This is a genomic window from Desulfoscipio geothermicus DSM 3669 (genome assembly GCF_900115975.1).
Taxonomy (GTDB): Bacteria; Bacillota; Desulfotomaculia; order Desulfotomaculales; family Desulfallaceae; genus Desulfoscipio; species Desulfoscipio geothermicus.
Genome location: NZ_FOYM01000017.1, coordinates 1 through 18306 on the forward strand (window position 1 = coordinate 1; position 18306 = coordinate 18306).

Here is an 18306-nt window from a genome sequence, read left to right on the forward strand (position 1 = left end):
CTATTTTACCAGATTGAGGGGTGTTTTTGTTGTTAGATTTCAGATTTACCAAGGGTTTGAGGGCATTTTTCTAGTGCGAAAGTTGAATTATTAATATTTTATATAAAATCTGATATTGATTAATATCTGGGTAACCTACTGACAACGAGCTTTAAACTTGGTGTCCTTAAAATAGGTAACAGGCCCAGTATGTCAAGAATTGGCATACTGGGCTTTTGTTTTTTATTAAAACATTCCGAAGCATTAAATAAATAAAAAGGAGGGGTAATAAGTGCAAGCAGCGGTGAAAGTGCTTACACCACAAGAAGAGAGAATAATCAAGGGACAACTTACCGAGGAATTGACCACGGAAGAGGGGAGAAACCAAAGAAAAAGGGTAAACAAATTGCTGGCCAACTTCAGGTCCAGGCCTCCTCGCGTAAATATTGAGAGAGCCCTTCTGTTCACCGAATCCTTTAAAGAAACGGAAAGTATGCCGATGGTGCTCAGATGGGCCAAGGCTATGGAAAATATACTTAATAAAATTAAATTCGTCGAGGACAAGGCAATGGTCGTCAACCACATGGGTTTTGTTTCGCCCTGTTATGCACTGATGCATTCGTACAACTGCTATATATATGGCCGTATTAAGGAAATGTATCCTTTTTACCTGGGTAATGTAACTGAAAAAAAACTGGACCAAATATGGACAGAACCTATTTACATTAACTTTCGGCTGGCCGTTAATAATTTCCATTTTCCATCCTGTACCGATTGCAAGTTCCTGGACGGCTGCTCTTATGTGGATAACAATGACGGTGATTGCTGGGGCAACAGCCCGTCCTGCGCCGAGTGTCTCTGGTCCAGACAGTTGGTTCTCTGCCCGTAAAAGTTATTTAAAAGCTAACAGATATTTAATAAAAAAGCTGTTGACATGAAAGGTGATAGATAATTATTATATAAGCAAGTTATTATGTGTTATTTTTTTGACACAATATATAAATTCATTTTTATATGAATATTATTTGAGAGGGGGGGCTATGAGGTTGGCTAAATGCTGTGACCCCAGCGCACCGAGAGTATATAATATTAAATTGGATACCGGCACGGTGGGCATACTGGGGTTGGACCTTATTATGGCCGAGGTGAGCTTGATGGAGCTGCTTTCTGAAGAGAAAGCTAAGAACGAACTGCTGCAAAGGGCCGCTGCCGGCAATTATATACCCGGTTCAGCCAGAGAAAAGTATGCCGAGGCTTTGTACAGGGAATATATACACAAATTAAAGGAAAAAGATGGACCAGGTTGTCAATTTATTAAAGGGTAAGGCAGAAACAGCCTTCTCCAATGTAATACAATACCTGAACCGGCAGTACACCGATTATTGCGGCAAAGCGGGGCTGGTATTCAAGCCCCTGGAATGGGAGCCCAGGGTTATAACTTACGAGGAACTTTACAACGAGGTAAGGGAACGCCTGGGCGGCCAGTTGGACGTGCGCATCAAGTCACTGGTGGATGACTTGCTGTCCCGTGGGACCGATACCAGGGTCGTGTGCCTGCGGGTGGTGGAAGAGGTAAGAAAACTCAGCCTGGATACCCGGCCCGTGGTGGTGCTCTTTTTCGCGCCGCCCTATTGTCCGCATAACACGGTAAAGGGCGAAACCGCCGCGGAAAGGGAGCTGCTGGAAATAATCAGGGAAGTAGCCGGTGTGGTTACGTCCGCAACGGGAGAAACGCCGGAGAATATGCATGTTGTCGCCGGGTTGTTGGGCGCAAAATACGGTCGCAGCTTAAGCTTTGACGACCTGGTTGGGATGGCGGAACAGTTAATAGCGGACGAAACGGAGTTTAACAGGCGGGCGGGAATACCGTCAACCGCCAACGACCTGCCTGATTTTTTCCGGCACGAGAAAATCGGGCCGGGCAACTTGTGTTTCGACGTTCCCCGGGAAAGGTTGGAGAGATTGTTCAACAAGGAATTTTAGGTGTTGGCCGAGTATTTTACATTAAGATGTGAATATTTAGCGACGGATGGAGAAAACCGGCATGGATAAAGATACGGTAAAAAAAATAAAAAGCGTTGTCGGATCTGAGTATGTCCTGGAATCCCCCGAGGAGAGAATATGCTACTCCTATGACGGTACCGCCCGGCGCGGCATCCCGGCATTGGTTGTTTTGCCCGGTAACGCCCGGGAGGTTGCCGAGATTGTCAGGCTGGCCAATGAAAAGGGTTTTCCCATCTTTCCCCGGGGGGCGGGAACAGGCCTCAGCGGAGGTTCGGTGCCTGCGGAGCAGGGTTTGGCGATGGTGCTTTCCCGGATGAACAGGATCCTGGAGATAAGCCGGGATGACCTGCTGGCCGTGGTGGAACCGGGGGTTGTCACCGGCCGCCTGCACCGGGCGGTGGAAAAGGAAGGCCTGTTTTACCCGCCGGACCCTTCCAGCCTGCAGACATGTACCATCGGGGGAAACGTGGCCGAAAACGCCGGCGGTCCCAGGGCGTTCAAATACGGTGTCACCAGGGACTACGTGCTGGGGTTGGAAGTGGTTACCCCCACCGGCGAGATTATTAATACCGGGGGCAGGACGGTGAAAAACGTCACCGGGTACGACCTTACCGGGTTGTTGACCGGCAGCGAGGGTACCCTGGGCATCATCACCAGGATAACTCTTCGCCTGGTGCCGAAGCCCCGGGCCGTACAAACGGCGTTGGCCGTGTATAACAGGGTGGAGGATGCGGCCAGCACCGTTACTGCCATGATCCGGCGCGGCATTATCCCGGCAACGTTGGAACTGATGGACCGGATCACCATCCGGTGCGTGGAAAATTACCTCAGGCTGGGCCTGCCGATGGACGCCGGCGCCATATTGCTTATCGAGGTGGACGGCTTGCCGGCACAGGTGGCGGAAGAGATGAAACTGGTCGAGGACGCATGCCGGCAAAACAGCTGCCGGGCACTGCAGACAGCCACCGATGCCGCCGAGCGGGAGCGGTTGTGGAAGGCCAGGAGGGCCGTATCCACGGCCATTGTGCAGATTAAGCCCACCAAGATTTCTGAAGACGCCACCGTGCCCAGGAGCAAAATCCCCGAGATGGTGGAAAGGCTGAAATCAATCGGCGAGAAGTACGGCCTGCACCTACCCGTGTTCGGCCACGCCGGGGACGGCAATCTGCACCCCAACATCCTGGTGGACAAAAGGGATCCGGTTGAAATGGAGAAGGCTGAAAAGGCGGTGCAGGAAATTTTCCGGGCGGCGCTGGACCTGGGCGGCACCCTGTCCGGTGAACACGGGGTCGGTTTGCTTAAGAAACCTTATCTGGAGTGGGAAGCCGGGGCCGGGGGCATTGAGTACATGAAGGCTATTAAAAAAGCTGTGGACCCAAGAAACGTGCTAAACCCGGGTAAAATCTTTCAGGTGTGATTATGAAACTGAATGAAACACAGGAACAAATGATAAATCGATGCAGCCGTTGCGGCTCCTGCCAGGCCCACTGCCCGCTTTACCTGGCCACGGGGGTTGAGCCGCTGGTGGCCAGGGGCAAGGTAGAACTGTTGGAGCATCTTATCGAGGGTCGTTTGGAATGGAATGACAAGCTGGCCGAGGTCTTTTCCACCTGCCTGCTCTGCGGCAACTGCGGCGACAATTGTCCCAACCAGGTGCGGGTGGACCACCTTGTCCGCGAGGCCCGCCGGGATCTTGTCGCGGCCAGGGGATTGCCCGTGATAAAGCGGACGGTGTTCCAGCAATTGCTGAAAAATGACGGCCGGCTTAGCGCAGCGGCAAGGTTGGTCTGTTTTTACCAGCGGTCCGGCATACAGAGGCTGGTTAGAGCCGGCAAGGTACTGAATCTGTTGCCCGGCGGCCTGACGGTAAAGGAATCCCTGCTGCCCCGCCTCGCTGCCGGGGAGTTTCGCAAGCTGGTACCCCGGGTTAACCGGGGGAAAAAAAGCACGCTCAGGGTGGCTTACTTTACAGGGTGTATGACCAATTACGTTTTTCACCGGACCGGCCGCAGCGTCTTAAACTTACTGACCGGCAACGGGGTGGAAGTGACCATCCCGGAGCAGGGATGCTGCGGTTTGCCCGCCCTGGCCGCCGGCGATTACGATACCGCGGGGGAACTGGCCCGGCGCAACATCGCCGGCTTTACGCAGAGTGAACCGGACTACATTGTTGTTGACTGCGCCAGCTGCCTGGGGACATTGCTTGAGTACCCAAGGCTTTTCGACGATGGCGGTACATTCGCCCGGGCGGAAGAAAAGGTTATGGATATCTCGCGGTTCCTGGTGGAGGTACTGGATATTAAACTGCCCCCGGCGACCAAGGATGCGGGTATCGTTACCTACCACGACCCCTGCCACCTGAAAAGGACACCCGGCGGCAAGGAGTACCCACGCGCGCTGTTAAAGATGGTGTCCGGACCTCGGTTTGTGGAACTGCCGGCGGATGCCGGGCGATGCTGCGGATCGGCGGGTTCATTCAACCTTGAGCACTATCGCCTTTCCCGGGAGGTTGTGAAGCCCAAAATTAGGGCGCTGGAAGTAATGCAGCCTGATATTATCGCCACAGGATGCCCAGCTTGCATGCTGCACCTGGAGCACGCTATAAAAGATGCATCGCTCCCCGCCAGGGTTGTACACACGGTGGAGTTATTGAATATTTTAACGTAAAGTCTTGCCTTTTTCCTTGGAATGTATTAAAATGCAATATAAATACAAGTAAATATTATCCCAACGGCGGGAAAATATGCTGGGCGCAGGGGCCTTTTGAACAGTAGACGTCAAAAGGCTTTTTTTATTTCCATGTATTTTAATATATTAAGTAAATTATTATTTCTTTACAATATAATGCATAACGATGATATCCAAGAAAAAAGTGTCCGGCATGGGATACCTTTTGAAGTGTTAATACTCTTTTCAGAAAGGTTTTTTTATTAATCGGTGATTCAATATATTAAATTATCTATTAGATTTTTAAAAATATAGAATTTCTTAAGTCTGGATAAAGAGGTATGTTATGCAAGTAATAGATATTCATTCCGACATTATTACTCATATCGTCTCTTTTAGAGAAAAAGGTGAGAATCAAGTTCTGGATAGATATCATTATAAGCGATTAAAGGCTGCAGGAATTACCTGCTTAATCATGGTTTTATGGGTTGAAGGAGAAAAACAAAACAGTGCATTTGAAAGATTTATTCAGTTGTTAGGTGCATTTCAGGCAGATCTTCAAGAGAGCAGCCGGTTCCGTTTGATAAAAGATATAAACGATTTAACAGACCGGCAGGACGGGAAGATATCCATCATTTTAGGATTGGAAGGGTTGCGATTTATGGAACAATGGCCGGTAGCCGGCCTGGACGAGGAAGAACGTATTAATCAAATAATTGCTTTTTTAAACTCTTTATATATTAGACATGCCATTCTGTGTTGGAATGAAATTAACAAGATTTCTTCCGGTACAGGAGCAAAACAGGCTTCGCCTTTAGGACTAAGTTCCTTTGGTAAAAAAGTAATAAAAAGGCTGGAAAAAGAAAAATACATTATTGATTTATCACATCTCGATCAGACTTCTTTTTGGGATGTTATACAAGAAACATCGAAACCCGTCATCTGTAGTCATTCTAATGCCAGGGCACTTTGTGACCATCCAAGAAATCTTACTGATGAACAGATAAAAATAATAGGAGCACGTGGTGGATTAATAGGTATAAATGCCATTCCGGAATTTGTTGACCCGGCTAACCCCAGTTTAGAAAGGTTTATAGATCATATAGATTACATAGCAAATCTTATCGGCATTGAGCATGTTGCTTTCGGATTTGATTTTGTTGATTATTTGGAAACGTTTAAGCATGATCTGGAGGACAGAAAAACAGTTGGACTTGAGTCAGCTATTTGTGTTCCCAAGTTGCTAAAACATCTTCAAAAAAGGGGGTATTTAAAGGAAGAGATAGAGACAATGGCAAGCGGAAATTTTCTAAGATTGGTAAAACAAATATGGTCATAAGCATTCCTGGTTAGTAAACAATTCATTGAGATAGGAGGTAGATTTATGTACAAAAAGTTTATATTTCTAATATTCTCCATGTTTTTGGTTTTAAGCCTTGTTGCTTGTGGTAACAATAATTCTGCAACAGAAAAAGCCGGGGAAATGCAGTTGAAAAATGACTCGGAAACATTAATTGTCGCCATAAGTGCAGATATGGGAACGTTAGATCCCGGGGTTTCCATGGATAACTTGGCATGGAAAATTACGTACCCAACCTATGAAAGATTGGTAGAGTACGATGGTTCTTCCACAAAAGTGATACCCGGGTTGGCTAAAGAGTGGGAAGTTAGTGAAGATGGTTTGACCTGGACATTTTACCTGGAAGAAGGTCATAAATTTGCTGATGGATCAGAAGTGAACGCTGATGCAGTAAAATTTACCTTTGATCGCATATCAGCCCTTGAAAAGGGGCCATCCGAAACTTACGGAGTAATCGAAGAAGTTAAGGTAATAGATCCCTATACAGTAAAATTTACCTTAAAGAATCCTTTTCCTCCCTTTATTTCAACATTGGCAGCCAACTATGGAGGAATTGTAAATCCCAAGGTTATGGAAAAAGAAGAAAACGGTGATAAGGCTCAAAACTATTTATCCAGCCATACAGCGGGCAGCGGACCTTATCAATTGGCGGAGTGGAAGAAAGGGCAATATATTAAACTAACCGTAAACCCACATGTAACAGTGCAACCTTCTTTCAAAAATATATACTTTAAGTTAGTTGCAGATGTTTCAGGAGCAAGATTGCAACTGGAGAAAGGTGAAATTGATATTGCAGAGGGTATTCCGGTAGATCAAATAGTTGAGCTAAAAGGAAAAGAAAACATTACCATTATTCAGGAGCCAAGCTTATTTGTGGATTATATTTATGTTAATTCCACCAAAGGTAATGCTGCCCTTAAAAATCCAAAGGTACGCCAAGCATTAAGTTATGCTGTTGATTATTCGGCGATGACCGATCAGGTTATGCAAGGATTTGCCACCCAGATGAAAGGACCGGTACCTAAAGGATTATGGGGACACGATGAATCCCTGCATCAATATAACTACGATCCGGCCAAAGCCAAGAGTCTGTTGCAAGAAGCAGGAGTAAACAATTTGGAATTAACCCTTCTTTATGCTGACAGATTTCCAAACTGGGAGCAGGAAGCGATAATTGCCCAGGCAAATTTAGCTGAAGTTGGCGTGGATGTAAAATTAAACAAGGTTGCTTATGCAACGATGAGAGAAATGTTGGATAAGGGTGAATTTGATTTGGCCATGGGGGTCTGGAGTCCGGACTTCGGCGATCCGTACATGTTTATGAACTATTGGTTTGATTCTGAAAACCATGGTCTTGCTGGTAACCGGGCTTTTTATGTAAATAGTGAAGTGGATCGGTTGATTCGTCAGGCAGCGAGCATCAATGACCAGGCAGAGCGTGAAAAGCTTTATAAAGAAGCACAGAAAATAGTGGTAGAGGAAGCGCCATATATTTACCTTTACCAGAAAGACTTCATTTTACCAATGAGTAGTAAAATAAAAGGGTTTGTATACAACCCGATGTTAGAAGGGATTTATAACTTGGCAGAAATGTCCAAGTAAAAAAAGGATGGTATAACATTGAAGCGGATTATTGTTAAAAGACTTTCCCTATTGGTTTTGGTTCTGTTTGGGGTCACGCTGATTACGTTCGTGATGTCTCACGTTATTCCCGGTGATCCGGCCAGGATGATGGTGGGACAAAGGGCCTCCGAAGAGACCCTGCAGAAAGTACGGGAAGACTTGGGCCTGGACCAGCCGGTCTGGGCCCAGTACCTCCTTTACATAAGGGGGCTTTTATCCGGAGATTTGGGAACGTCAATTCGAACACAGCAACCCGTCATTTCTGATTTGGCTGCATTTTTTCCTGCAACGTTGGAACTGGCTTTATATGCCTTTATAATTGCTCTTCTTATAGGAATTCCTTTAGGGGTTATCAGCGCAGTGAAACAAAATACCATCTTGGATCATATAGGAAGAGTGTTTTCCATCGGAGGGGTTTCGATTCCTGTATTTTGGAGTGGAATTGTTGCCATTATCATCTTTTATGCTCAGCTGGGCTGGCTACCTGCGTCCGGTCGCCTGTCCATCGGGTTAGAAATAAACAGAACAATTACAGGTCTTTATACAATAGATAGTTTGCTTACGGGAAATTGGAAAATCTTTAAAGATAGTCTATGGCATCTCATTTTACCGGCAATTACTTTATCTTATGTACAACTGGCTACGATTACAAGACAAGTGCGGGCCAGCATGCTTGAGGTGCTGAATCAGGAATATATCCGGACAGCCCGGGCCAACGGGATTGAGGAATGGTATCTCATTATTTTTTATGGGTTGCGGAATGCTCTGAAACCAACGGTAACTGTTGTAGGTCTGTCATTTGGATCACTTTTGGGTGGGGCTGTTGTAACGGAAACTATATTTGCATGGCCCGGAATGGGGAAATACGTGGTAGATTCCATTGCTTTTCTTGACTTCCCATCTATTATGGGATTTACGCTAATTATTGCAATTGGATATGTCATAATTAATCTGATCGTAGACCTTCTTTACATGGTATTGGATCCACAGGTTAGGGAATAGGGGGGGACAAATAATGGAGATGCAAGTTGAAAAACCAGTTTTTGAACCTGTTTCCGTCCAAAGAAAATCATTGTTATGGTATAAACTTCAGAAAAACCCCATGACGCTGGTGGGAATTTTACTGGTTACAGCCCTTACCGTTATTGCGATTTTTGCTCCTTGTATAGCCCCCAGTGACCCTGTAAAAATAAATATTTTGGACCGGTTGGAAGCCCCGTCTGTTAAACATCCGTTTGGTACTGATGAAGTAGGACGCGATATTTTAACGAGGGTTATTTATGGAGCAAGATTATCTCTGGGAGTGGGAATTACTGCAGTCGTTATTGCAGGGCTCATTGGTTCCTCCATCGGTGCTGTTTCCGGCTATTGGGGTGGTACAGTGGATCAGATTATTATGAGAATTATGGATATCATTTTGTCTTTCCCAACCCTGGTACTTGCTATGACTTTAGCGGCAACTCTTGGACCAAACCTGATTAACGCAATGCTGGCAATCGCTGTGGTAAAAATTCCCGTTTACGTGCGGCTGGCCCGCAGTGAAGCATTGTCCGTTCGAGAACGGTTGTACGTTAAAGCGGCGAAAACGTTTGGTTTGCCTGATTGGTATATTATTATCAGGCATATTATTCCGAATACTATTACGCCGGTAATTATTCAGACTACCCTTGACTTGGGGGATGTAATCTTGCTTGTAGCTACTTTGGGTTTCTTAGGTCTCGGGGCACAACCACCGCAACCAGAGTGGGGTACGATGATAAGCACAGGTTTTAAGCATATGATCGATCAATGGTGGTATCCTACTTTCCCGGGCTTGGCGATTTTTTTGGCCGTTGTAGGGTTTAATCTTCTCGGAGACGGGTTAAGAGATATTCTGGATCCAAAATCGGCAAGATAGGGGTAGGGGAACATGTTACTGGATATTAAGCAATTATCGGTATCTTTTCAAACTTTTCAAGGATCAGTTCACGTATTGGACCGGGTGTCCCTATCGGTCGACAGGGGAGAAATTTTGGCCATAGTAGGAGAGTCGGGGTCCGGAAAATCAGTAACCGCGTTATCAATATTAGGGCTTCTGGATAAGAATGCAAAAATTGAACAGGGTAACATTGTGTTTGATGGTACGGATTTAACAAAGCTATCAACCAAAGAGATTCAAAAATATAGGGGCAAACGAATAGGTATGGTCTTTCAGGAACCTATGACAGCTTTACATCCAACCATGAGAATTGGGGATCAGTTGACTAACGTCATCAAGCGTCACCACAAGTTAACGAAAAAAGAATCTCATCCAATTATGTTGGAGATGTTAAAGGATGTACATTTTGAAGAACCGGAACTCATTGCCCAAAAATACCCACATGAATTATCAGGGGGAATGAGGCAAAGAATTGTTATTGCTTTGGCCATGTCGGCCCCTCCTGAATTATTAATTGCAGATGAGCCGACCACTGCTCTTGATGTAACCATTCAGGCAGAAATATTAACTTTAATGAAGGAGTTAACACAAAAATACAATATAGCGGTTATTTTAATTACTCACGACCTTGGGGTTGTTAGAGAAGTAAGCGATAATGTATGTGTAATGTATGCGGGTAAAATTTTAGAAAAAGGTACAACGAAAGAAATATTGGATAACCCAAAACATCCATACACGAACTTGTTATTGCGCGCATTACCTGATCAGGTTAATCCGGGAGAAAGACTACAAGAGATAGAAGGGGAAGTACCTGATTTAAAACAACACCTGCCCGGATGTATTTTTAGTTCGCGCTGTCCGCTCAGTAAAGATGAGTGCTTTATAAAAGCACCACCCCAACTGTCATTGTCTGAAACACAAATGGTTCACTGCTGGGAGGTGAGCCGTTAGTGGAGACTTTATTGCAAATTCAAAATATCAGTAAAGTATTTGGTAATTTTCAGGCTGTGAATAATGTTTCTTTTAAATTAAAAAAAGGAGAAACTTTTGGACTTGTGGGAGAGTCGGGGTCCGGGAAAACAACGATTGCTAATATGATTATTGGTATTCATGCTCCGGCGGATGGGAAAATTAAGTTTCAAAACCAATCATTATGGGAAAGGGGTAAATACAACCGTAAAGAGCATGGCAAAATGCAAATTGTGTTTCAGGATCCCCAATCCTCTCTTGACCCAAGAATGACAGTCAGAAAAATTATAACTGAGCCTCTGTTTATCCTGCCATCAAGTATAAAGAAGTATAAAAGCAAGGAAGAAAATCTGGTGAATTTGATGAAAAGGGTAGGTTTGCAGGAAGAACATTTAGATCGTAATCCCCATGAATTTTCCGGGGGCCAGAGGCAAAGGATCGCAATTGCCAGAGCTTTGATTACCGACCCGGAATTTATATTGTTAGATGAGCCTACTTCTGCCCTTGATGTTTCGGTACAAGCTCAAGTATTGAACCTGTTAAAAGACCTGCAACAAGAGAAGGGATTAACATATCTTTTTATATCCCATAACATGTCTGTTATCCGATATATGTGTAATCGGGTGGGAGTTTTATATAAAGGCAATATAGTAGAAATTGGAACAACAAAAGATATATTTGAATCTCCCAAACATCCATATACAAAAAAATTACTCTCTTCGATTCCGGGGATGCAAAAAAATTAGCAGACTATCGTTGTAAAGTTAAAAAACCATATCTTAAACCATCAGGTGATGATCATCAGACGGCCTGTCATTATCTGGGGGTAATGTGTCAATGAGGTTAAAGGGTGAAAAATTAAGAGAGTTGCGAAAAAGAATGGGATTAACCATTCAAAATTTTGCCAATTTATCGGGGGTAAGCGCCAGTTTAATATCTCAGATTGAAAGGGGGCTTGTCGATCCGACTTTAGGAACTTTCTGGAAGTTGTGTCAGGGTCTTAATGTACCGATCCACACCTTTTTTGAATCAGAATACTCTAAAGTAGTAGTGCGTTCCAATGAGCGAAAGATTATTCAGTTACCAAATTCTAAAATAAAGTATCAACTACTTTCACCAAACCTTCAAGGTGACATTGAGTTTCTTTTAGTGGAAATAGAGCCGGGTGAAAAAGTGGACAATGATTTAATCTCTCATGAAGGTGAAGAGTGTGGATTTGTTATTGCTGGGGAATTGTGTGTTCATTTAGCTGGTGAAACCTATCATCTAAAAGAAGGAGATAGTATTTGCTTTAAAAGCTCGATTCCCCATCGATTTGAAAACTGTGGTTCTATGTTATCACGTTCCATATGGGCCATCACCCCCCCTACGTTTTAAAACATGGCTGCATTAATAAAGATCAAAAAAAATATCAAACTAACTAAATAACACCGTGCGGTGACTGAGGCGCATGGCCTTCTTTATACCTCCGCTGGAACAGGCATTACAAAATACTTAATATAGAATATTTTAACCGGTATTCATATCATACAACTGCAGTATAGTTATGAAGGAGGTTTAATTATGGCGAATAATACCCCGGTATGGTCGGAAATTAACCTTGCTGCAATAGCGCACAATATCAGGCAACTAAAGAATATCACCAGGCCGGATGCCGAATTGATGGCGGTGGTAAAAGCCAACGCTTACGGGCACGGCGCCGGGCAAGTGGCTCGGGTGGCGATGGAAAACGGGGCCACCCGCCTGGGCGTAGCCCGGGTGAGCGAGGGAGAGGCACTGCGCCGGGCGGGTATTGACGCCCCGTTGCTAATTCTGGGTTACACCGTACCGGAGGATTACCCATCCCTGCTGGCCAACGACCTGGCTCAAACGGTTTACAGCCTTGCGGCAGCCCGGGAACTTTCCGCAACAGCTGCCCGGGCCGGTAAAAAGGCTGTGGTACATATCAAGGTGGATACCGGCATGGGTCGCCTCGGTTTTTGTATAGATAAGGAGGCAGTAAAGGAGGCCGTACGGGAGATTACCGCAATAGCCAAATTGCCCCACCTTGAGGTGGAAGGTATCTATACCCACTTTGCCGCTGCGGACAGCCGGGATAAGAGTTATACTATAAAGCAGTGGCGGAAATTCAATGAACTTCTCGAGGCCCTTTCGCGGGAAGGCCTGGCATTTTTATACAGGCACGCCGCCAACAGTGCAGCCCTGATTGACCTGCCCGAAACCCACCTGGATCTGGTTCGGGCCGGAATCGCCATCTACGGGGTGTACCCATCGAACGAGGTACTGACGGAACGCGTATCCCTGAAACCAGCTATGGCAGTAAAAGCCAGAGTGGCGCATGTCAAACGAGTGCCGGCCGGTACTGGGATCAGCTACGGGGTTACCCATATAACGCCCAAGGATACATTGGTGGCCACCATCCCGGCGGGTTACGCCGACGGTTACAGCCGGTTGCTTTCCTCTCGGGGAGAGGTGCTGCTGCGCGGCAGACGGGCGCCGGTGATTGGAAGGGTCTGTATGGATCAGTTTATGGTAGATGTGGGGCATCTCTCCGACGTTGAACCGGGGGAAGAGGTGGTTCTAATGGGTCGGCAGGGCGATGATATGGTAAGCGCTGACGAAATTGCAGGTAAAATCGGTACCATTGCCTACGAGGTGCTCTGCATGGTTAGCGCCCGGGTGCCCCGCTATTATGTATCGGGGTAATAAATTGTTATTGTAGCCTATTTTAAAAATTAACCCGGTTATCTTCAAGGTTACCAGGGAATATTTCAGCAAACATTAGTTTGGCACCGGAACAGACTTAACTCATAAAATAGACCCTAATTTTAAGGAGGTTTTTTCAATGATTATCGGGGTGCCCAAGGAGATTAAGAATAATGAAAACCGTGTAGCTATTACGCCTGCCGGTGTTGAAGCCATGGTAAGGACCGGGCATAATGTGGTGATTGAAACAAATGCCGGTGTGGGCAGCGGTATTTCTGATGAACAATACGTGGCGGCCGGAGCGCAAATATTGCCGGGGCCAAAGGAAGTATTCGATGCTGCGGACATGATTATGAAGGTTAAAGAGCCACTCCCACCTGAATATGAATTGTTTAAGGAATGTCAGTTATTATTTACCTATTTGCACCTGGCCCCCGAACCGGAGCTGACACGGGCCCTTTTAAACAAAAAAGTCATTGGTATTGCCTACGAGACTATCCAGCTGGAAGACGGTTCTTTGCCCCTTCTGACCCCGATGAGTGAAGTGGCCGGCAGGATGTCCATTCAAATTGCCGCTCAAGTCCTGGAAAAACCGCACGGTGGGAAAGGTATTCTCATGGGTGGGGTGCCCGGTGTACTGCCGGCCAAGGTAACCATTGTGGGTGGCGGTGTAGTGGGTACCAACGCCGCTAAGATCGCTGTCGGCATGGGTGCAGAGGTAACAATTCTGGATAATAATCCTAATCGTCTGCGTTATCTCAATGATATCTTCGGAGCCCGCTTAAAGACCCTCATGTCCAACAGTTATAACGTTAAAGACGCCGTTTCTCAAGCTGACGTGGTCATCGGTGCCGTATTGATACCGGGAGCAAAAGCCCCCAAGATAGTCACCGAGGAAATGGTAAAGGCCATGAGCCCCGGTTCGGTTATCGTAGACGTAGCCATTGACCAGGGTGGTTGCGTAGAAACGGTAAACCGGGTTACAACCCACGCCGAACCTACTTTTGTTAAGCATGGTGTGGTGCATTATAGTGTGGCCAACATGCCCGGTGCCGTGGCCAGGACTTCTACCTTTGCCCTGACCAACGTAACCCTGCCCTATGCCATTGCCCTGGCTAATAAAGGTTATATGACGGCTATTCGGGAGGACAAGGCCCTGGCCCGTGGAGTTAACGTAATAGACGGCAAAGTTACCTATAAAGCTGTCGCTGAAGCCCTAAACCTGGAATATACTCCGCTGGAGAAAATTACAGGTAATCCTTTTTTACATTAAACCGGAAAACACCTATTATCAAAAGCCTCTCATGATGAGGGGTTTTTTCATTTTGTTCGGTAATAATCTGTAAGCGGTTCACCGACGAAGCCTACCGGGTTGCCGGTGCCGCAATGGTTTCCAGAGAGGATGCATTTGCCGGTGCTGAAATGATTATCAAAGTAAAAGAACCTTTACTCATATCATACAACTGCAGTATAGTTTTGAAGGAGGTTTAATTATGGCGAATAATATCCCGGTATGGTCGGAAATTAACCTTGCTGCAATAGCGCACAATATCAGGCAACTAAAGATATCACCAGGCCGGATGCCGAATTGATGGCGGTGGTAAAAGCCAACGCTTACGGGCACGGCGCCGGGCAAGTGGCTCGGGTGGCGATGGAAAACGGGGCCCCCGCTATTATGTATCGGGGTAATATATTTATAAGCTAATCATTTTTGCTTTTTCGCATATATCTGTGACTGCCGTAATGCTGATTAATTGGCATAACCCTTTTCGCTGTTTGTCACGGTTTCCTTGATCAGAAACATTTAAGTACCCGGCGACATGTAGATGCCGGGTACTTAAATATAGTCGTTTAAACGGAGGTAAATATCCACCACTTCGTTAATTCTCATCCGCACCAGACCGCTTGATGACGGAGCTGCACAAATAATTTAGCCCAGGTAGGACTCAACTTGCGCTTCGAGCGACTGCATTTCCTCTTCAGTGAGTTCCCGTCCCAGAAAGGCCTGCAATGCTTTGATTGAAGCCCCCAGCGCAATCCTGCGCACATCGGTTTCCTCTTTTTTTGGCTCATTTACAGTCCGGCGTGTTTCGTACCTGGATGAAGGCAGGCCGGCAGGTGAGGGGCTTGAACTCTCTATGTCAGTATGTATCAGGTCAAAAGGGACATCCGGTAAGGCCGAATCATCTTCGATTTGTGCAGCACGTTCACCCCGGGCGGGCCACTGATCACCGCCGGAGTAAACTGCGGGCTCTGTCTCTGTGACAGGCGCCGGTTCATCCGCAACATGGACGGGCTCATGATTAGCTTTATCCAGGGCTTGTTTTTTCAGCCGCTTTTCCCTGGCTTTTTCTTTTTTCCTCAAGTAGCCGGAGAAAGCGCCCGCTATCTCCTCCTCCAACTGCAGCATCTCGAGCTTATGCTGTTCAACAAACACCAGGTTGCGCGATACTTTACCCTCGGCCATTTCAATTAACTCCATCTGGTTGGCCATCAGGGCTTGCAGCGAAGGGGATACCTTAATGGGCACCCTGGCCAGGTCCCTGTCTACCTCGTGCCCGGACGGAGTGATGATTTTTTCCGGTTTACTCTTTTTCTTAACCAATTGAAACACTCCCCATTTATTTGTAAAATCACATATCACAATGTGAACACAAACTTGTCCAGATTTTACCCGGTATAAATAACTAATTTTTTGGCACAGCTAATGACGGAGGTGAAAAACTACTGAAAGAAAACAAGCACGGTTTGAATAGCATAGATATACCCCTGTACCGGAACGTTGAACCGGGATTTATCCCCTTTTATGAAGTGGCCGCCGACCTGGTGGAAATGAAGAATATAAAGCCTGACCGGAAAAACGACTGACCGGCTTTTACGGGAACTGAACCATGTCCGCCCGGTAGGGGGTAATGCAGCGCCTGAAGAGGCGTCAAACCGGACTTAAATCCTTAATTAACTTGCATAATACTTTATCACAACGTGATGAAAATCCTGCTTGAAAAACTGAGGTGAACCAACCATGACACATAAAAAGATAACGATGCACTTCGCACCCAAAACCAGATGGATAAGTTAAAGTGGGAGAATATCACTTTTGCCTCAATTAGGAAAACAATCAATGACCCAATATTCGAAGCAAGATTGAACACTTTAGATGAGGCTTTTACTAGATCGAGGCCGACAAATAAATAAAAGGCTATTACCCGGCGACGGTAATGCGGGTAGCCGATACCAACAACTCAAAATTCCCGGAACGATCCGGGAATTGTTTTTAAAAAACTTCATTTAGATTTACTGACAAACCGGTTAAAAGGGGTGAAACCAGCCGCCGGCGCTCGGAGCGGGCATACAGGAGGGGGAGTTTTTCTTCACCTTCTTCCAGGGAGTACACTTCCACAACCTGTGCCCCCGTATTAACCAGCCACAGTTCCTTAACCCCGTGCCGAGTGTAAAGCTTCTTTTTAATGGTTCGATCCCTTTCCGCCGTAGAGGGAGAGAGGATTTCCACCACCAGGTCCGGAGCGCCCTGGATATTGATGTCAGTAACGATGTGAGAACGCTCCCTGGAAATGAACATGATATCAGGCTGTACCACATCCTGGGGAGATAATACCACATCCAGCGGGGCATAGAGAACTTCCCCGCAATCTTTTTCTATTACAAACTGGCGCAAAATGGCCTCCAGGTTGGCGGCCACTCTTTGGTGAATGACACTGGGCGACGGAACCATGAAGAACTCCCCCCCGATCAGCTCGTAACGCCGGTCTTCCGGCATCAGGCAGTAGTCCTCGTAAGTGAATTTAATATGCGGGTTGACCACGGTCATTTTAATTCACCCCTGACGATATTATACCGTCTTTTTTTTCCAAGTGTCAAATAGGCAGTCCAAAAATTTATAGTCTTTCACCGCAACCCGTGCAACTGGAGCAGCCGGAGCAACCAACCTGTAGAACCGTTTTAAGACCCGGCCTGAACAGGTATTTTTCCCCGTTCTTCCCGGTCAATTCAATTTCGTCGGTGGAAGTCATCAGAGATATCAAGGTTCCTGCTGCGGAAAAGCAAAGGGAATTGGCATCCCCGTTTAAACCTGGGGCCTGGCAATTATAAGCATATAACGTACCCAACGGAGTTTGCACCGGAGTGGGCCGGGCCGGTTCCAGGGTCTTGAACTGTCCCCCGGGGTAAAAAGAAAGCCCGGTACGCACCTCTATGGGACCCAGGGGAGAATCTCTTTTTTTCAGTCGGGCGTAATCAAGGCTGATATCCTGTTTAAGAATATTTAGAATATAGGCAGCCCAAGGCTTGTTGCATGCAGTGGGGCTTAAGGCGGTGGCCATCCTGCTCACCCTCCTGCACCTGGGCATCAAGGGCATCCGTTTGGGCCCGAGCCTGCCGGCCTTTATAACTCCAAACGTGCTGGATGTTCTGGTGAAAAACTTCGATATCAAACCCATTACCACCCCGGACTGGGCATCGTCGCCCTGGTGGTGGCACCGGATTAGTTCGGTAACATCAATACACTTCATTAATTGAGGCTTGTCTTTTTAAAATCTGCATAAGCCATTTCAAAAGGACCGCCATGGCAAAATATATTGGAAAAGAATAATAATAATTCCACTCCAATAACTGATAATAGCCCAACCACTTTAACAGCGGCTCCGAAGCAAAGGCAAATAGGCCGGATATAAAAATATTAGAAAAAATAAATAATCTCCAGGAGCTGAAATACTGATAAACAAGCATATATACTACCGGTATTACTGAAATGTCATATGCGATAAATACATCCAGCAGTGGGACGAACTGATAATGATATTCCCACAAATCGAACTCCACACCTATTGCGTCAAACAACGTTGATAACGTCATAACCATAAGTCCGTAGGTGATAATTTCAAATATTCTGCGGCGATCCACAACTTTCCACCAGGCTAACCATGGTATAACAACCAGGGCTACCAAAATCCACCATTGCCAGGTGAATAGTATGTCGTTCAACCAGGTTTCTCTAAGAGCTACATCGGCATTTTTTTGTAGTTCATGTTCTTTTACAAAAGAAGAGGGGAGTTGTTTCATA

At 46.1% G+C, this 18306-nt stretch carries 20 protein-coding genes and 1 pseudogene; 17 read left to right on the forward strand and 4 right to left on the reverse strand.

Annotated elements, in window-relative coordinates:
• Positions 1-271: 271 nt before the first annotated feature.
• The 16 genes from BM299_RS10970 to BM299_RS19980 all read left to right on the forward strand — a co-directional run bounded on the left by BM299_RS10970 (position 272) and on the right by BM299_RS19980 (position 14931).
• On the forward strand, positions 272-868 hold the full coding sequence (locus tag BM299_RS10970; protein WP_114340123.1) for an SPASM domain-containing protein: 597 nt from the start codon (positions 272-274) through the stop codon (positions 866-868).
• A gap of 157 nt (positions 869-1025) precedes the next feature.
• Positions 1026-1304, forward strand: a complete 279-nt coding sequence (locus tag BM299_RS10975; protein ID WP_245779736.1) for a hypothetical protein — start codon at positions 1026-1028, stop codon at positions 1302-1304.
• Positions 1273-1962, forward strand: coding sequence for a hypothetical protein (locus BM299_RS10980; RefSeq protein WP_092483959.1), 690 nt, complete (start codon positions 1273-1275; stop codon positions 1960-1962). Before BM299_RS10975 ends, BM299_RS10980 begins: the two co-directional genes overlap by 32 nt.
• A 61-nt stretch (positions 1963-2023) precedes the next feature.
• On the forward strand, positions 2024-3400 hold the full coding sequence (locus tag BM299_RS10985) for an FAD-binding oxidoreductase (RefSeq protein WP_092483962.1): 1377 nt from the start codon (positions 2024-2026) through the stop codon (positions 3398-3400).
• Positions 3401-3402: 2 nt separating this feature from the next.
• Positions 3403-4650 (forward strand): (Fe-S)-binding protein, encoded by a 1248-nt coding sequence (locus BM299_RS10990; protein ID WP_092483965.1) that lies wholly within the window; start codon positions 3403-3405, stop codon positions 4648-4650.
• Between the two features lie 346 nt (positions 4651-4996).
• A complete protein-coding gene (locus BM299_RS10995) occupies positions 4997-5989 on the forward strand; it encodes a dipeptidase (protein WP_092483968.1) in 993 nt (330 codons plus the stop codon).
• 45 nt (positions 5990-6034) lie between these two features.
• Positions 6035-7612: an ABC transporter substrate-binding protein gene (locus tag BM299_RS11000; protein ID WP_092483970.1), complete on the forward strand. Its 1578-nt coding sequence runs from the start codon at positions 6035-6037 to the stop codon at positions 7610-7612.
• Between the two features lie 18 nt (positions 7613-7630).
• Positions 7631-8635, forward strand: a complete 1005-nt coding sequence (locus BM299_RS11005; RefSeq protein ID WP_092483973.1) for an ABC transporter permease — start codon at positions 7631-7633, stop codon at positions 8633-8635.
• Positions 8636-8654: 19 nt separating this feature from the next.
• Complete coding sequence (locus BM299_RS11010) at positions 8655-9530, forward strand: ABC transporter permease (RefSeq protein WP_092484167.1); 876 nt, start codon at positions 8655-8657, stop codon at positions 9528-9530.
• Between the two features lie 12 nt (positions 9531-9542).
• On the forward strand, positions 9543-10502 hold the full coding sequence (locus tag BM299_RS11015; protein ID WP_092483976.1) for an ABC transporter ATP-binding protein: 960 nt from the start codon (positions 9543-9545) through the stop codon (positions 10500-10502).
• The gene (locus BM299_RS11020) at positions 10502-11266 is read left to right on the forward strand and encodes an ATP-binding cassette domain-containing protein (protein WP_092483979.1); all 765 of its coding nucleotides are present in this window, start codon (positions 10502-10504) and stop codon (positions 11264-11266) included. Before BM299_RS11015 ends, BM299_RS11020 begins: the two co-directional genes overlap by 1 nt.
• Before the next feature lie 91 nt (positions 11267-11357).
• Complete coding sequence (locus BM299_RS11025) at positions 11358-11897, forward strand: helix-turn-helix domain-containing protein (protein ID WP_092483982.1); 540 nt, start codon at positions 11358-11360, stop codon at positions 11895-11897.
• A gap of 186 nt (positions 11898-12083) precedes the next feature.
• Positions 12084-13226 carry an alanine racemase gene (gene alr, locus BM299_RS11030; RefSeq protein WP_092483985.1) on the forward strand — a complete coding sequence of 381 codons (1143 nt, stop codon included), beginning with the start codon at positions 12084-12086 and terminating at the stop codon, positions 13224-13226.
• 139 nt (positions 13227-13365) lie between these two features.
• Positions 13366-14499 carry an alanine dehydrogenase gene (gene ald / locus BM299_RS11035; RefSeq protein ID WP_092483988.1) on the forward strand — a complete coding sequence of 378 codons (1134 nt, stop codon included), beginning with the start codon at positions 13366-13368 and terminating at the stop codon, positions 14497-14499.
• A 65-nt stretch (positions 14500-14564) separates the two neighbouring features.
• Positions 14565-14717, forward strand: coding sequence for a hypothetical protein (locus tag BM299_RS19830; RefSeq protein WP_281246370.1), 153 nt, complete (start codon positions 14565-14567; stop codon positions 14715-14717).
• A gap of 100 nt (positions 14718-14817) precedes the next feature.
• The gene (locus tag BM299_RS19980) at positions 14818-14931 is read left to right on the forward strand and encodes an alanine racemase (RefSeq protein ID WP_092483991.1); all 114 of its coding nucleotides are present in this window, start codon (positions 14818-14820) and stop codon (positions 14929-14931) included.
• 225 nt (positions 14932-15156) lie between these two features.
• Here the strand turns inward: BM299_RS19980 and BM299_RS11045 are convergent, their stop codons facing one another.
• The 3 genes from BM299_RS11045 to BM299_RS11055 all read right to left on the reverse strand — a co-directional run bounded on the left by BM299_RS11045 (position 15157) and on the right by BM299_RS11055 (position 17566).
• Entirely contained in the window at positions 15157-15831 is a 675-nt protein-coding gene (locus BM299_RS11045) for a hypothetical protein (RefSeq protein WP_092483994.1), read from the reverse strand.
• Between the two features lie 669 nt (positions 15832-16500).
• Positions 16501-17055 (reverse strand): Uma2 family endonuclease, encoded by a 555-nt coding sequence (locus BM299_RS11050; protein WP_245779738.1) that lies wholly within the window; start codon positions 17053-17055, stop codon positions 16501-16503.
• Positions 17056-17122: 67 nt separating this feature from the next.
• Positions 17123-17566: a hypothetical protein gene (locus BM299_RS11055; RefSeq protein ID WP_092484000.1), complete on the reverse strand. Its 444-nt coding sequence runs from the start codon at positions 17564-17566 to the stop codon at positions 17123-17125.
• On the opposite strand from BM299_RS11055, the pseudogene BM299_RS11060 reads away from it, so the two are divergent.
• Positions 17553-17762 (forward strand): annotated as a pseudogene (locus BM299_RS11060) (hypothetical protein); the annotation flags it as partial. The gene BM299_RS11055 and the pseudogene BM299_RS11060 overlap by 14 nt on opposite strands.
• Here BM299_RS11060 and BM299_RS11065 read toward each other — a convergent pair.
• Complete coding sequence (locus BM299_RS11065) at positions 17742-18305, reverse strand: CBO0543 family protein (RefSeq protein WP_092484003.1); 564 nt, start codon at positions 18303-18305, stop codon at positions 17742-17744. The pseudogene BM299_RS11060 and the gene BM299_RS11065 sit on opposite strands and share 21 nt — an antisense overlap.
• Between the last annotated feature and the right edge of the window lies 1 nt (position 18306).

Excerpts from the sequence above, each read along its gene's own strand:
- BM299_RS10980 (WP_092483959.1), top strand. The coding sequence starts at position 1,273 with ATGGACCAGGTTGTCAATTTATTAAAGGGTAAGGCAGAAACAGCCTTC.
- BM299_RS10985 (WP_092483962.1), top strand. The coding sequence starts at position 2,024 with ATGGATAAAGATACGGTAAAAAAAATAAAAAGCGTTGTCGGATCTGAG.
- BM299_RS10990 (WP_092483965.1), top strand. The coding sequence starts at position 3,403 with ATGAAACTGAATGAAACACAGGAACAAATGATAAATCGATGCAGCCGT.
- BM299_RS10995 (WP_092483968.1), top strand. The coding sequence starts at position 4,997 with ATGCAAGTAATAGATATTCATTCCGACATTATTACTCATATCGTCTCT.
- BM299_RS11000 (WP_092483970.1), top strand. The coding sequence starts at position 6,035 with ATGTACAAAAAGTTTATATTTCTAATATTCTCCATGTTTTTGGTTTTA.
- BM299_RS11010 (WP_092484167.1), top strand. The coding sequence starts at position 8,655 with ATGCAAGTTGAAAAACCAGTTTTTGAACCTGTTTCCGTCCAAAGAAAA.
- BM299_RS11015 (WP_092483976.1), top strand. The coding sequence starts at position 9,543 with ATGTTACTGGATATTAAGCAATTATCGGTATCTTTTCAAACTTTTCAA.
- BM299_RS11025 (WP_092483982.1), top strand. The coding sequence starts at position 11,358 with ATGAGGTTAAAGGGTGAAAAATTAAGAGAGTTGCGAAAAAGAATGGGA.
- alr (WP_092483985.1), top strand. The coding sequence starts at position 12,084 with ATGGCGAATAATACCCCGGTATGGTCGGAAATTAACCTTGCTGCAATA.
- ald (WP_092483988.1), top strand. The coding sequence starts at position 13,366 with ATGATTATCGGGGTGCCCAAGGAGATTAAGAATAATGAAAACCGTGTA.
- BM299_RS19980 (WP_092483991.1), top strand. The coding sequence starts at position 14,818 with ATGGCGGTGGTAAAAGCCAACGCTTACGGGCACGGCGCCGGGCAAGTG.
- BM299_RS11050 (WP_245779738.1), bottom strand. The coding sequence starts at position 17,055 with ATGACCGTGGTCAACCCGCATATTAAATTCACTTACGAGGACTACTGC.
- BM299_RS11055 (WP_092484000.1), bottom strand. The coding sequence starts at position 17,566 with ATGGCCACCGCCTTAAGCCCCACTGCATGCAACAAGCCTTGGGCTGCC.
- BM299_RS11065 (WP_092484003.1), bottom strand. The coding sequence starts at position 18,305 with ATGAAACAACTCCCCTCTTCTTTTGTAAAAGAACATGAACTACAAAAA.